This is a genomic window from Nostoc sp. ATCC 53789, assembly GCF_009873495.1.
In the GTDB taxonomy this organism is placed as follows: Bacteria; Cyanobacteriota; Cyanobacteriia; order Cyanobacteriales; family Nostocaceae; genus Nostoc; species Nostoc muscorum_A.
In genome coordinates this window covers 242,710-256,674 of sequence record NZ_CP046703.1, presented here as the reverse complement: position 1 = coordinate 256,674, position 13,965 = coordinate 242,710, and the positions used below count along the sequence as shown (strand labels likewise).

Genomic DNA, 13,965 nt, shown 5'->3' with positions numbered 1-13,965 from the left:
TCTAGCCCAATGAGCTAGTTCCCAGATTTATCACGCATAGTGTAGGCTTCAGGGGAAGAGGAGTGTGGGGAGTGTGGGGAGTGTGGGGGGGTAGGACTTCTTCCCCATCCTCCCACACCTCCCAACCTCCCACACCTCCCACACCTCCCACACCTCCCACACCTCCCACACCTCCCACACCTCCCACACATCCCACACCTCCCACACCCCTTGGATTTCTCACAAGTGAGAAATCCAGGTTATGTTGTCTCTAAGCCAATCCTCACACTTTGAATAGTATGTTTTTCCCGCTTACTGTCGAACTGGAATTAAGATCACAAATTCTGTACCTTGCTCTGTAGAAGAGTTGCACTCGATTGAACCACCATGTTTTTCCACTATAATTTGTCGAGCGATCGCCAGCCCTAATCCTGTACCTTTACCAACACTTTTCGTAGTAAATAAGTGGTCAAAGATTTTTTGTTTGACTGATTCGCTCATGCCAATTCCATTATCAGCAATCTTCACCTCAACATTTAACTCTTTCAAGGAAGTGGTAATTGTAATTCGGTTAGGATTAGATTTAATTTCCTCAAAACTCCGATCTGTATTTGATTCATCCAATGCATCTATAGCGTTCGCTATTAAATTCATAAATACTTGATTTAATTGACCAGGATAGCAAGTAATTAGAGGTAGCACGCCATATTTTTTGATAACCTCGATTGTCGGGCGATCGCCTTGGTCTTTGAGTCGATGCTTTAAGAGCATTAAGGTACTATCAATTCCTTCATGAATCTGAAACTCTACCAGAGATAAAATATCGGCTCGAGCAAAGGTTCTTAGAGAAAGGCTAATGTCCTTAAGACGATCAATTCCCTGGTGCATTGATTCCATAATTTTTGGTAAATCTTTAGCCAGATACTCTAAGTCAATTTCTTCAATGAGTTCTTCAATTTCCGGGTCTGGGTGTGGTAACTTTTGCTGTTGTAGATTCACCAAACGCAGGAGATCATTCATATATTCTTCAATATGAGAGCAACTTCCACTAATAAAACCAATTGGGTTATTAATCTCATGACCTATGCCTGCAACAAGTTGTCCAAGGGTGGACATTTTCTCACTTTGAATTAGTTGTAGTTGGGTATTTTGTAACTTTTGTAGAGATTGAGTTAATTCTATGGTGCGTTCTTCCACTCTTTGTTCGAGGGTATGGGTAAGATGGGAGATATTCAAATGTAACTTTAATCGAGCAATAAGTTCTTCTTTTTGAAAAGGTTTGGTAATGTAATCAACTGCACCAATTTCTAGTCCTTTTACTTTATCTGTGGCATCGCATAAAGCAGTCATAAAAATGACCGGAATATTCTTAGTGAGAAAATTGGCTTTCAGTCGGCGGCAAATTTCAAATCCATCAATATCCGGCATCATTACATCCAGGAGAATGAGGTTAGGATCAGAATATTCTGCTTGTTCAATGGCTGATTCTCCATCGGTTGCCATAAGTATTTTCCACCCACATCCCTGAATCGCTTGTGATAGCACTTTGAGATTATTGGGATTGTCATCTACCAAAAGAATATGCATTGACTTCAAAATAGATTCGAGCATAATTGATGTGATTTAGTTGTTACAAAATAAAAATTTCTCACAGTATAAGGATTTAAAGGATAAGTTTACTTATCCTCCCTAACTCTATAATTTCGATGTATATAGATCGGGAACAATTGATGGCTGCGCGATCGCCGAATTTTTAAAAAAGTCGGGGCTTTGACCTAAATTTTTCTTAGGAAGTACCGCACAGTTTAAAGATGGTTGCATTTTAGTAGAAGATTGATTTGCAACTAACTCGATTTTGCCTTGAGCATTGCGTCTCCAACCTGTGGCTTGGACAAGAAGCTCTGAGGATACAGGGGTTTGTGTTGTGATTTCGCCAGTTTTACGGTATGCAGAGATATCGCGGATATCAGACCAAGTGCGATCGCTCGTCACTTCTTGATTTGGATTTTGCGGGACACCACCCCGTCCCGTTACGATAAATCGACTGCCTTGGTTTAGAGAACAACCACTAGCTATTTGCTGTGATGAATCAGTGACATTCGCTGGTAGTTCCACTAAGCCAGAATTGGGATCGACACCAATATTATTAACTTGAACCGTACCGTTGACTCCAAACTGGGAACTGGCAGTGATGTCGTTTTCGGGAGTCAGTTGAGGACGATATTTCAATCCAATAATTCCTTGGGTAGTGATTTGAATATTGCCACCTTTTCCTTGGACTGCATTGGCAATAATGTCACTGTTTTCTAAACCCACGATGTTCGGAGCATTAAGCGTGATATTGCCACCATTACCACTGCCCCCTGCTTCTGCACTGATAAAGCTACCATGACGCATCAGTAGTAGATCCCGCAGTTGTAAATTAGTGTTACCACCACCGCCAGCTTTTGTGGATGCTGAAATACTGGCTCCATTATCGAGTCGTAGGGTGTTCGCCTGAATGTTTAGAGTACCAGCTTTACCGGAGCCAAGGTTTTGGACAAAAACTGTTGCACCATTACTGATGTTAAGAAGTGGGGTGTTAATCGTGGTGTTACCTGAAGTAGCGCTGGAAAATCCAAAAACAGGACGAACAGCTGTACCAATATAGCTGGGATTTTCTGCATCTTTTACACCATTCACATCAATCGATTCAGACGCATTGATAGTCAGTGAACCCGCATTTCCTAAAACTATGCTAGAAGCTGACACTCTGCCGCCAGCTTGAACCGACAGCTTGCGGGTATCGATTTTCAAATTCCCTGCATTACCACGCCCGAATGTGGCAGTAGACAACAGACTAAAATACAAACCCTTTGGCGCTCCCTCATTTGTCACCTGAATTGTATCTGCCTTGACGATGAGATCGCCGCCATTACCTGAAGCGTAGGGTCTTGCTGCTATATTGCCGCCAGCTAAAATAGACAGGTTTTGAGTAGAGATGTCAACATTTCCACCTTTCCCAGTGCCATAAGAAGCAGCTAATATCTGGCTGACTGCTCGAAAAGCATTAGGATCGCCAAATGCAAAACCATTCACCCGCATTTCATCAGTATTGATTGCAATATTGCCACCCGGTGCTGTGCTAAAGGTACGGTTTAAGATATACCCACCCCCGTCAATATTCAGCTGTGGGGTGGTAATGATAATATTCCCTGCTGCACCTGGGGATATAGTTTCATTAATTAAACTGCTGGAACTTTTAAAATCAGGAGACTTGCCGATAATCTGGAGGGACTCTGTGGCATTGATTGCAATATCACCAGCAGTTTGGTTGCTGCGATTTTGCACTAATATCAGTGAACCATCTCGGATGCTGACCTGTTTACCCTGAATTTGGATGGTTCCTCCCCTTTGCCCACTGAGATCGCGTGTAGATGCTAAAGCTCGTTGGGTTATCTGAATATCGCCAAAACTCGAAGCATTAGGATAACTCAGCGCAAATCCTTCAGGGATGGAATTGAGCGCGACGCTGCCGTTGGTGATGCTACCCAGTTCTATTTGCCCTCCTGGTGCAGAGAGCAATCCTCCATCTAAGGCAACATTCCCACCCAGCAATGCCAGCATCTTTCCAGATTGCAAGTGTAATCCTCTCGTACCGAGGTTTAATCCAGAAACCTGAAGTGATTCGCCTAATTGAGCATTGTGTCCTGACCCTTGAACAGCGATGCCTGCGGCGGGCTGCGCCAACGCACCTGGATTACTACCAAATTGCAAACCAATGGGAACATTCATCGTTAACAATGGAGCCTTTTGGGGACTAATTGCGCTAAATTCAGCACCATCGCTAAATTTAATGCTCTCAGCAGTTGTCCCAAAAAAGGAACCGCCAATATTAAGTTGGGCATTCGCTCCAAAGATAATTCCACTGGGATTGAGCAAAAACAGATTAGCGCTACCATTGGCTTTAATTAAACCATCAATGTTGGAAACACTGCCTCCAGTAACGCGAGAAAAAATATTTTGCACATCTGCGGCATTGTTGAAAAAAGCCGAGCCGTTGCTAGGAACTGAAAATTGGCTGAAGCTGTGGAATAAATTGTTACCAACTCGATTACCGTTGGTGATGGTAAAGTTATCGCCACTTTGAGAGACAGCAGTATTTAAAGTGCTATCAGGAATTACCTGGGCACTCACAGGCATTACCATCAACGGCACTATTCCAGCGCACAGAACCAACCAAATAGAGGTCGTACTCATTGCCAAGCCTTTATTTATACCTTGCATTTTAGGTTGCCCAAAACGGTATAGTTTTGAAACATCGCCTCAAACCCGGATTTCTCACGATACTGTAGGCAGAGGGAGAAGAGGAGTGTGGGGAGTGTGGGGGGTAAGACTTCTTCCCCATCCTCCCACACCTCCCACACCTCCCAACCTCCCACACCTCCCACACTCCTTGATTTATCACAAGTGAAAAATCCAGGTCAAAATGGCGAATAACGGAGTGAGAAGTACAAACCATTTTCTTGGAGCGATCGCTTTTCACCATCCACCGAGATTAAAGGAATACCCCAATCGAGGCGAGCCGATAAGTCATCACCCTGTTTCCACAATAGCCCCAACCCTGTACTCACAAGGGTGCTGGGCGATGGATTTTCGCCGTTGACGTTCCAACCTTTACCCACATCAATGAAGGGTGTAAGTTGCAGCACTCCGTTAATCTTATTGGCGCGGACAATTGGGACTCGAAATTCTGCCGAAAACAACAGACCATTATCTGTAAGTAATGCGTCTTGGCGATAGCCCCGGACACTTAGTTGTCCACCAAGACCAAATTGCTCTAAAGGCACCAATGAATCTGCCGCTAATTGGAAATCGCCCCTAACTAAAAATAATGTGTCTGGTGCTAATTGTCGTACCCACTGCGCCTGTCCCCGCCACGCGAAAAAGCGGCTATCTGGTTCATTCTCACTGACATTGGCATCAAACCAATCTACCCCAAAGCTCAATTGCGATCGCGCCGCAAAGACATAGTGGTTACTTCGCTGGGTATATTCTTGAAAAAACCGCAAAGCCGAAATATTCGTTTTTCCGTTCTCATCTGCACCTGGTGAGAGGCGAAACGGCCCAATATTATCAATACCCAACTCAGTTTGGCTTGATTGGCGCGAAAATGACAGCCCAACTGCCAACTCTTGGGTTGGTTTTTGCACCAGTGGTTGGCGATATCCTAATTCATAAGACTGAGAATCTGATTGGATATCAAGGACGCTAAATGGTTCTTCAATAACATGGTTCCATCCCTGGCTAAAGCCAAAGGAGATAGTGCCATTGTGGGCATTAATCGGTAAGGTGTAATTGGCATTAATGCTATTACTGCCATCAGTATTGGCGTATCCTACACTCAGAGTATCGCCCAAACCCAATAAATTGGCTTCTTGCAGATCCACTCCCCGGCGAAAACTACCCACACTTGGCGATCGCCCATTATCTAGGCTGGCCGTCAGTTTAAAAGTGTCTGCTTCTTCAACCTCAACTTGCAATACATTGCTTCCCGGATGTACGCCTGTTTGTAATTCGGCTGAGAGGTTTTGGATGCGTGGATCGAGGCGGAGTAGTTGGAGTTTTTCTAGGAGGCGGGGTATGTTCAAGGGTTTACCAGCACCAAGTTGAATGCGATCGCGAATGTATTGACTACGTAATCGTCTGTTACCAATGATTTTGATTTCTTGCAGACTACCTTCGATTACCTGAATCTTTACTGTTCCTGCTTCTAGTGTCTGCGGTGTAATCAATGCACCTGTGGTTACATAACCGTTATCAATATAAAGCTTAGCGATCGCATCTTTGATTTGCAATAATTCTGCAAATGTCACTTCTTTGCCGACAAAGGGATTGGTAATCTTGGCAAAATCCTCTGGTTTGAAAACTGTACTACCAACAATTTCAATCCGCTCTACCCGAAATTTCGCGTTAGAGTCATCCTGATTTGGAATTGACTCATCTGGTATTGTGGGCAAAGGGACTAATTGATTGTTATCTGTTGGTGGCAACACGTCAGTGGGTAAGGGTGTTACCGGAACTTCTTCTAACCGACCGGGTGGTAGGGTGTCAGGATTTGGAGTTTGGGCAATGACCTGCTGATAATTAGATAATACTGCTGCTAAAACAAAGCCGAATGCCAGAGGTCGTAGTCCAGAGATTATACTTACAGGCTTGTTTAATATTTGTTGCTTAGAAAATACTGAACTAATAATAGAGTTCTCTGTAACGACTTGTTTCACTGGCACCCTTCTCCTTAAATTTACTAAATAAGAATTCAGGAGTCAGGAGGGGAGCCGGATGTCTTCTTTGGCCAGAATTCAGTTGTTTTTTCTGACCAAAGAAGCAGTAGCAAGTCCGCCATCCTCTGAATAGAGAGGTTTAAGACCCACGCTAAATAGGCAGATTTAGTGGTCTCGATTTGACCGGAGTAACGGAAACGTCTCTGGCTTGGCTCCTGAATCTAACTTCTGAATTTTTCTTCAATGATTCCTTCTTTACATTCAGTTCATCCCCGATACTTTGGTGTAACAAGCGATGTACCACTATTTATAATGGCTGTATTTTTTACAGCCATCATCAGCGTAAATACTGTTTTTTGTCAAGAGTATAAAGCAAAGAGACAATTTAATTTAGTGAATCATCTAGGCGATCGCTAAGGCACATAATTAAACCATCCCCTCTATGCTATTTGCTGATGGCGATCGCAACTCAACCCCAACTAACTTTAGATGAGTTCCTCAAACTGTCAGAAACTGAGCCAGCATCAGACTTTATCAACGGGAAAGTTATTCAAAAACCCATGCCTGAAGGTGAACATAGCTTACTTGAGGTTACTCTTTGTGAAACAATTAACGGTATAGCTAAAAGGCAGAAAATTGCTATCGCTTTTTCAGAACTACGCTGTACCTTTGGCGGTGCTTCTATCATCCCTGATGTGTCTGTGTTTCGTTGGGATAGAATTTCTAAAACTCCATCTGGCAGAATTGCTAATCGTTTTGAAATTCATCCCGACTGGGCAATTGAAATTCTTTCCCCAGACCAAAAGTTAAAAAAAGTGTTGAGTAAATTATTGCTTTGTTCGCGCAATGGTAATGAATTAAGCTGGTTAATCAACCCCGAAGACGAAAGGAAAGTGTGCTGGGGGTGTTTCCTGGACAGAGGGTGGAATTATACGAAGGTGCAGATAAATTACCCATCCTAGAGGGTATCGAGTTGGAACTGACTGTAGAACAAATTTTTGGCTGGTTGAGTTTGACGTAAAAAAGCGAACGAATTTCCTAAAGAAAGTTGGAAAGGATTGTATCTGTAGGTTTATTGTAGAAACTGAACGGTACAGCGCAAACTCGTATGTACCACAAAAAATTTTATGCCGTACTTTTATGGGAAATCAACTAGGATTTGTTCTGAAACTGCTTTTACTATCGGCTTTGTTATCATTATTAATTAAGTATGTGGGGCCAAGTCTATCAATTCCGGCGACAGGAACCAACGCGCTAATTATAGTATTGTTGCCGATTGTGATTATAGCGATCGCGCTACTGTGGCGATTTCAAGCACAGAAACAAAATTAACTTAAACGATCTACGCACAAGTGACTAAAATCAGCTAACCTAGCTGAATTACAACAAAACTGCATCTCGCCAACCGTTGGGAGTTAGCCTGTGAACCTCGGTCAATGGATCGGCTTAATCGCCATAGTTCTTTCTTTATACATCCTGTGGCAAATTCGGGAAGTGCTTTTGCTCATGTTTGCCGCAGTTGTGTTAGCCACAACTTTGAATCGGCTAGCAAAACGCTTTCAACGCTTTGGGATGAAGCGTGGATTCGCCGTTCTCCTGGCAGTAGCGATCTTTTTCGCAGGCATTGTGGGTTTTTTCTGGCTTATTGTCCCACCATTTGCACAGCAGTTTCAAGAACTAACCTATCAGGTTCCTAAAGGGTTTGGGCGCTTTAATAGTTGGCTTGATGCTCTGAGAACTCGTATTCCTGACCAGCTAGTTCCTTATATCCCAGATATCAATAGTCTCATCCAACAAGTACAGCCCTTCGCCAATCGATTACTGGGAAACTCCTTTGCTTTTGTATCTGGCTCTTTAGAAGTCGTCCTCAAGATTTTGCTAGTGTTGGTTTTAACAGGAATGATGTTAGCCGATCCCCTGGCCTACCGGAAAGTATTTGTGCGGCTTTTCCCCTCATTTTATCGGCGACGGGTAGATGGGATTTTAGATAAATGTGAAGTCTCTTTGGAAGGATGGATTACAGGCGCTTTCATTGCCATCTTTGTAGTAGGGCTGATGAGTCTCATTGGCTTATCAATTTTGCATGTCAAGGCAGCACTAGCTTTAGCGGTTTTAGCGGGATTTTTTAACTTGATTCCCAACCTGGGCCCAACAATGAGTGTAATCCCAGCAATGGCGATCGCTTTCTTAGATGAACCTTGGAAAGCGATCGCTGTCTTGATCCTCTACTTTATCATTCAACAGGTTGAGAGTAATTTCATCACACCCATTGTGATGGCACAGCAAGTTTCGTTGCTGCCCGCCATAACCTTAATTGCCCAACTATTTTTCGTAACTTTCTTTGGCTTTTTAGGACTATTTCTAGCACTACCCCTGACTGTTGTGGCTAAGATTTGGTTGCAAGAAGTGTTAATTAAAGATGTTTTAGATGAATGGGGAAATAACCATAGAAAAGAGACTGAGTTTGTGATGGTTTCTGAATCTCCTGAAGTAGAGGACTATTGGACAGCAGATAGTCCTGATGTTAATCGGAAGAAAGGGATTGATGATGATATTTTACAAAAAGAAGATTAATCAATTTTGGATTTTGGATAAAGGCAAGTAGCTAGAAAGAAATTAATTAAAGTTTCTAGTAATTTAGTCCTAGTAATCCTAGTTGGTAGTGAGCGATAAACCACTCACTACCAACTAGGATTTTATTTTATGTTGAATTATGGCTAACTACTTAGTTGCTCTGAAAATGTGTTTCTTAGTCTAAGGTTGCTCCCAAAAAATCGGTTCTGCTGCAATATCATCTAAATTGATGCTGCCTAACAAATTCTGCCACTCTGTTTGTAATTTTGCATCTTTAGGATTTTTCTGGCGCAGTTGAGCCAGTGTGTTAAGTGCGTCGTACCATATCCCGTTTTGGGCATAGATAACATAGCGCTTCAAAAGTTCTGTCGTTTCTAGCTCTTTAACTACGGCGGGATTGAGTTCTACTCTTTGTATTACCCCTTCGACGTAAGTCGGGGGGGAATTCTTTTCCTCGTTACAGCTAATGGTGAAAAACCAGCGATATTGTTTGTTTAGTGCCAAGCCAGGAGAAGTGGTAGGTAGAGACACACTGATGACTCCTGCTTTCTCTGGTAGAACGATCGGTTTTTTATAAATCTCGTTAGAGTCTTGATCTTGCAGCACAAATTCAACTGCATAAGGAAAATCTTTAGTATATGGCACATAGAAAAACCGTAAGGATTCAGGTCTAAACGAGAGGAATTAAAGAAGGGGTCTGCACAGAAGAGTTAACCATCGCTTTGATAGCTTGGTCAAAAAACTCAATTACAGAGCGTCCTTGACGGCGACAAGTTTGTATAACAGTCAATAAATTAGCAGTATCTTGGAATCGCTTCATAGAACGAGAACCACCACTGACTTTTCGTTTTGTGACTGCTAAACGTAATGTTCGTTCTGCTAAATTATTATCAGGGGGTATGTCCGGGTGGTCTAAGAAATACCACCATTGATGAGCTTTATTACGTAAGGAGCGTAAAAGTTTACCAGCTTCTCCTCCAGCTTTATCAATCCATGAATGAATGGAAGATTCAACTTTTATTTTAAACTCGGATGCCCAACTCCAGAACTCATCAATGTTTTTAGTTTGTTGGAAGAGAGCATAGTTTTTAAAACCTTCATCTATCAGGCTGACAAATGCTGACCCAATCTCTTTGTTATTCAAGCCAGGAATTAAGATGAGTTTCTTGAAGTGACGGCGTAAATGCGCCTGACATTTCTGTTGGGCTTTCACCGGATAACCGTTATAAGCACTAAAGTCATCAGAACTGAGTACACCAGAGTAACTTGAACCCAAAATTGCCTCTAATTCGGCGCGAGAACGAGTATCAGCCGCATGAAATAAAGCGAAATCGGTATTGGCAAAAATCCATAACCATTCTTTTACCCCTTTGATTACCCAAGGTGTTTCATCCGAATGGATATTCGGCTGGGTTTGTTTTATCCACTCTTTAAGGTTGTCAATACTTTGAGCTACGGCACCATCTATTCGTTCATTTGTGGCTACTAAAGTCCCGACTCCAATTTCTATTTCACCCAGTTCCCACAACAATTCTTGTTGTTTCTCGTATGGTAAATGCCCGTAATTATTTATCCATCCCAAGAAAGCTTGCAGTCTGATTCCTATATCTTGTCCCGGTACTATTTCTGGCGACCAGTCTGCTGTTTGTTTTGACCCACACTCGCTGCAAATACAGGTATGTCTTTGATATTCTACGATTTCGATAGGTCTTTCTACCAACTGTGCTACTTGCTGGGTTTCTATTTTTATTGGTTCGTTACTGAATTCCTTTTGACCACAACAAAAACACACTTGCGGTCTTAATATCTCAAACCTATCTACTCTCCCAAAACCCTTTCTCGTTTTTCCCCGATGTCCTGGCTGTCCTCCTGGTTTCCGTTTTGGCGTTTCACTCTCCCCTGCTTCATCTTCAAGTTTTTTCTCGGTTTTTTTGAGGATGTCTGCCGACGGTGGTTTTGATGATGTTGTGCTGTCTAAGTCTCTACTAACTTTGAGTTTCTCTATTACAGATTCTAGTTCTATTACTCTGGATTTTAGCTGTTCTATAGCTTTTGCCTGCTCCATAAGCATCTCTACCAGTTGCTCTTTCTCCAACTGTTTTAGGGTTTCAGTGTCTAGTTTTAGTGGCAGGTTTTTTTCCATAATTGCTATATTCTGCTTCCCCTACCACACTTGTCAATACCCCAGCACCTGAATCCTTACGAAAAACCAACTTGGGTGTTCTAGCGTTGTCTTTCCCCAGACATTGATTACTGAGTTAGGTTCCTGAGTAAAGGACACTAAAGCAGTCAGGTCATGTTTAGTAGTTTGGCATCCATTTATGTTGCGCTTCGCTCCACCACGAACGCGGCCTCCAGGAGGAGGGCCAGATGGAATTGCAGGTTGATTAAATGTGGATTTAGTATGGCTTGTTTTAGCTTCAGAGCGTAGGCGTAGACCGCCGTAAGCATCGCTAGTTGAAGAACCGACCTTTGGTTTTGCCAGTACTGGAGTCAGGCTAACTAATAAATTGGTACAGCTAAAAGCTACTACTAAAAACAGTTTTATCGGTTGTGAATTTGACTTCATAAAAACCCTTTTTGAACTATGTAAGCCTGGTAGATTTATCTGCTGCTTATCCAAAAATTTAATCAAAAAAATCTTTCCCTATTGCCCATTCTCTACCTGCACTTTTGTTGCTGAATTATAAATTGACAGCAGGCTAACCGTGGCTACTAGCGACAAAATGGACGGGATAAATGGCACCCATGCACCCGAAATTAAAAAACCAAAGCAAACTATATAGAGAACACCAGAGGTAATGCTAACTGCCAATGCCAACCAAGGTAAGGAAAGCTTTCGCCAAGCCAAAACTCCTCCTACCAAAGACCAAACCCAAATCCAGGCCACCTCAACCCACAGCGACCAAACCCGCAGCAATGGTCGCCCATCCTGCACAGCACTGAGGATCTGGCTGATCATGTGGGCTTGTACTAACACTCCTGGCATTTGCTCATCTAAAGGAGCCCCGTATGGTGTAGGCCAAGTGTCTGGAGAATCCCCCCTTGCTGTCACACCAATCAAAACAATTCTGTCTTTAATAGCACTGGGGTTAATTGGACTAGCTAAAAATTGGGTAAGTTTCACCTGTTGGACTATCTGTTTTGGAGAACGGTAGTTAAGTAAGATTTGACCGCCATTAGCATCAATATCGTGATAGCCGCCAGTGCGAGACTTCAGATTCGGAAAAATAGTTTTACCGAGTTGCAAATTCCCTTCAGGGGTGAACTTTGGCTGAATTCCTGAAGGACGCAGATACAAGGAAGCTAGTTGTAGACTGAATGCAAAGGTAGCAGGACACAACGATGTCGGCTCCTGATTCATGAACAGGAGATGGCGACGGATAACTCCATCAGAATCGTGAATAAAGTCACTGAATCCCAGATTTGTTGTGGGGATTTCTGGTGCTGGCTTAATACCAGTGATGTTTGCTGTGCTATCACTTCCTTTACATACGCCAACCAAATTCTGAGTTTTTTGAAGACGAGTAATTAAATCTGGTTGTTTGGCTTGAAAATCACGGTAAATATCCAAGCCGATCGCGCGGGGTTGATATTTATTCAGTTTTGCCAATACTTTGTTAAGAGATTTTTCGGAAATGGAAGCTCCAATCAATGACTCACCATTTTGTCGCTGAATTGCCAGATCGTCATCATCAATTGCAATTACCAGCAGACGCGAATCTTGTGGCTCCGCAGGGCGCGATCGCATCATCTGGTCAAAGGCGGGAATTTCTACACTTTCTAGCCATCCTACGCATCTCACCGCAAAAACCAAGCCTGTAATCGCTAAACTGGATAACAAAGTTGTTGCCAATCTGCGTTTGGTAGACAAAACTAGATTCGGTGTATCTTTAGGTTTTGTTGGAGACCTTAATTCATCCCAAGTGGGTGGTATCTGCGCTGGATTTTGGCAAATCATTGGTAGCCAAGTTGCACAGGGAAATCGATCCTCAAGTCCTTGCAATCGTTCCCGTGCTTGGCGTACCGCTTGATATAAAGACTCGCCACCAGCAAAGCCTTGGAGAAAATACTTTAAAAATTCCTTTGCAACCTGGTCTGGGACTGGTTCACGCATGACGATTATTTGAGGAATTTGCAAATCAGCCAATTCTCGCGCTAATCCTAATCCATCACAGGAGTTGAAGATAGCTAGTTGCAAGCCGTTCTCAATGGCTTTCTTCAGAGCATATTTTAATTCGCCAATGGTCAGACTATCAGTCTTATTCAGGTAAATTCGTCCACTTTCTCCATTTTTGTTACTGGAACTGTGCCCAGCAAAGAAGAGAATATCCCAGTTTTTTCCCCAAAGATGCTCGGTTAATTCTTTACGTTGTGGTTCGACCAAAAAGCAGACTTCTGCGTTATCACACTGTTGGAGTAAAGCTTGATCGGCCTCAGTATCAATCCCCTGACTATTGCCCACAATTGCCAAAATATTGACTAATGGATTTTTTGTGCGTGGCTTGTGAATGCGATCGTAGGATGGTGAAGAAAGAGCGATTTCAGCCTTGGGGTAGCGTTCTAACAACTCCCACAGATGCCAAGGCAATAGCTGTAATTGGCTATTTTCTGTTTGTAAAATTACTCGTACTTCTTCTTCGGACGACAATCTTTCTAACCATTTTTCCCTTAAAGGGCGAAATTCTTCTGCTCGCAACCAGGTATTAAAGCGGGCCCGTAAGATACGGGAAGTGTTTTCGCAGTCTTGAATCATAGAGACATTCGTCACCTGCATTTTGTCAGCATGGAGACGATAACGATTGCCTATCTGCCGATAACTAGACTGCCAATGACTATAATAAAGCGGCATTTCGGGAAATGAAGGTAGTTTCCCCGTGATTTCTGTTGCCGCCCGCTCATGTTCTTCACCAATTTGGAGGGTGACAGCAAATCCCTGCTCAAAACTACCCTCTCCGAACTTCAGAACCACTAACTTACCCATGACCTCACTATCCCTCTGTGCAAAATCATCCCCTGTTCTAATGTCTCATAACAAGCTCCACAAGCTTTTACAGACTTTTTTCAAAATCCCCAAAACTGGCTTGAATTTTTAATTTTTAATTTTTAATTAACCAATTAGCACTTAATAAATTACCGACAAGAGGGA

At 42.8% G+C, this 13,965-nt stretch carries 11 protein-coding genes and 1 pseudogene; 4 read left to right on the top strand and 8 right to left on the bottom strand.

Annotated features, from left to right (window positions below):
• Nucleotide 1: 1 nt before the first annotated feature.
• The 4 genes from GJB62_RS00995 to GJB62_RS00980 form a co-directional block, all read right to left on the bottom strand.
• Nucleotides 2–223: a hypothetical protein gene (locus GJB62_RS00995; RefSeq protein WP_147262427.1), complete on the bottom strand. Its 222-nt coding sequence runs from the start codon at nucleotides 221–223 to the stop codon at nucleotides 2–4.
• A gap of 68 nt (nucleotides 224–291) precedes the next feature.
• On the bottom strand, nucleotides 292–1,590 hold the full coding sequence (locus GJB62_RS00990; RefSeq protein ID WP_167755968.1) for a response regulator: 1,299 nt from the start codon (nucleotides 1,588–1,590) through the stop codon (nucleotides 292–294).
• 84 nt (nucleotides 1,591–1,674) lie between these two features.
• Nucleotides 1,675–4,167, bottom strand: a complete 2,493-nt coding sequence (locus GJB62_RS00985; RefSeq protein ID WP_245246208.1) for an S-layer family protein — start codon at nucleotides 4,165–4,167, stop codon at nucleotides 1,675–1,677.
• A gap of 275 nt (nucleotides 4,168–4,442) precedes the next feature.
• Complete coding sequence (locus GJB62_RS00980; protein ID WP_114080355.1) at nucleotides 4,443–6,242, bottom strand: ShlB/FhaC/HecB family hemolysin secretion/activation protein; 1,800 nt, start codon at nucleotides 6,240–6,242, stop codon at nucleotides 4,443–4,445.
• Between the two features lie 243 nt (nucleotides 6,243–6,485).
• Between GJB62_RS00980 and GJB62_RS00975 the strand changes: the two genes are divergently transcribed.
• From GJB62_RS00975 to GJB62_RS00960, 4 genes and pseudogenes are all read left to right on the top strand, one after another.
• Nucleotides 6,486–6,659, top strand: coding sequence for a hypothetical protein (locus GJB62_RS00975; protein ID WP_159402429.1), 174 nt, complete (start codon nucleotides 6,486–6,488; stop codon nucleotides 6,657–6,659).
• 38 nt (nucleotides 6,660–6,697) lie between these two features.
• Nucleotides 6,698–7,263 (top strand): annotated as a pseudogene (locus tag GJB62_RS00970) (Uma2 family endonuclease).
• A gap of 119 nt (nucleotides 7,264–7,382) precedes the next feature.
• Nucleotides 7,383–7,574: a hypothetical protein gene (locus GJB62_RS00965; protein WP_114080141.1), complete on the top strand. Its 192-nt coding sequence runs from the start codon at nucleotides 7,383–7,385 to the stop codon at nucleotides 7,572–7,574.
• A 90-nt stretch (nucleotides 7,575–7,664) separates the two neighbouring features.
• The gene (locus GJB62_RS00960; protein ID WP_114080142.1) at nucleotides 7,665–8,816 is read left to right on the top strand and encodes an AI-2E family transporter; all 1,152 of its coding nucleotides are present in this window, start codon (nucleotides 7,665–7,667) and stop codon (nucleotides 8,814–8,816) included.
• A 180-nt stretch (nucleotides 8,817–8,996) separates the two neighbouring features.
• Here the strand turns inward: GJB62_RS00960 and GJB62_RS00955 are convergent, their stop codons facing one another.
• The 4 genes from GJB62_RS00955 to GJB62_RS00940 form a co-directional block, all read right to left on the bottom strand.
• A complete protein-coding gene (locus tag GJB62_RS00955) occupies nucleotides 8,997–9,461 on the bottom strand; it encodes a DUF928 domain-containing protein (RefSeq protein WP_245246061.1) in 465 nt (154 codons plus the stop codon).
• A gap of 25 nt (nucleotides 9,462–9,486) precedes the next feature.
• Entirely contained in the window at nucleotides 9,487–10,959 is a 1,473-nt protein-coding gene (locus tag GJB62_RS00950) for an IS66 family transposase (RefSeq protein WP_159402428.1), read from the bottom strand.
• A 33-nt stretch (nucleotides 10,960–10,992) separates the two neighbouring features.
• Nucleotides 10,993–11,385 (bottom strand): hypothetical protein, encoded by a 393-nt coding sequence (locus GJB62_RS00945; RefSeq protein ID WP_209271462.1) that lies wholly within the window; start codon nucleotides 11,383–11,385, stop codon nucleotides 10,993–10,995.
• Between the two features lie 78 nt (nucleotides 11,386–11,463).
• Entirely contained in the window at nucleotides 11,464–13,800 is a 2,337-nt protein-coding gene (locus tag GJB62_RS00940) for a CHASE2 domain-containing protein (protein WP_114080143.1), read from the bottom strand.
• Nucleotides 13,801–13,965: the final 165 nt, after the last annotated feature.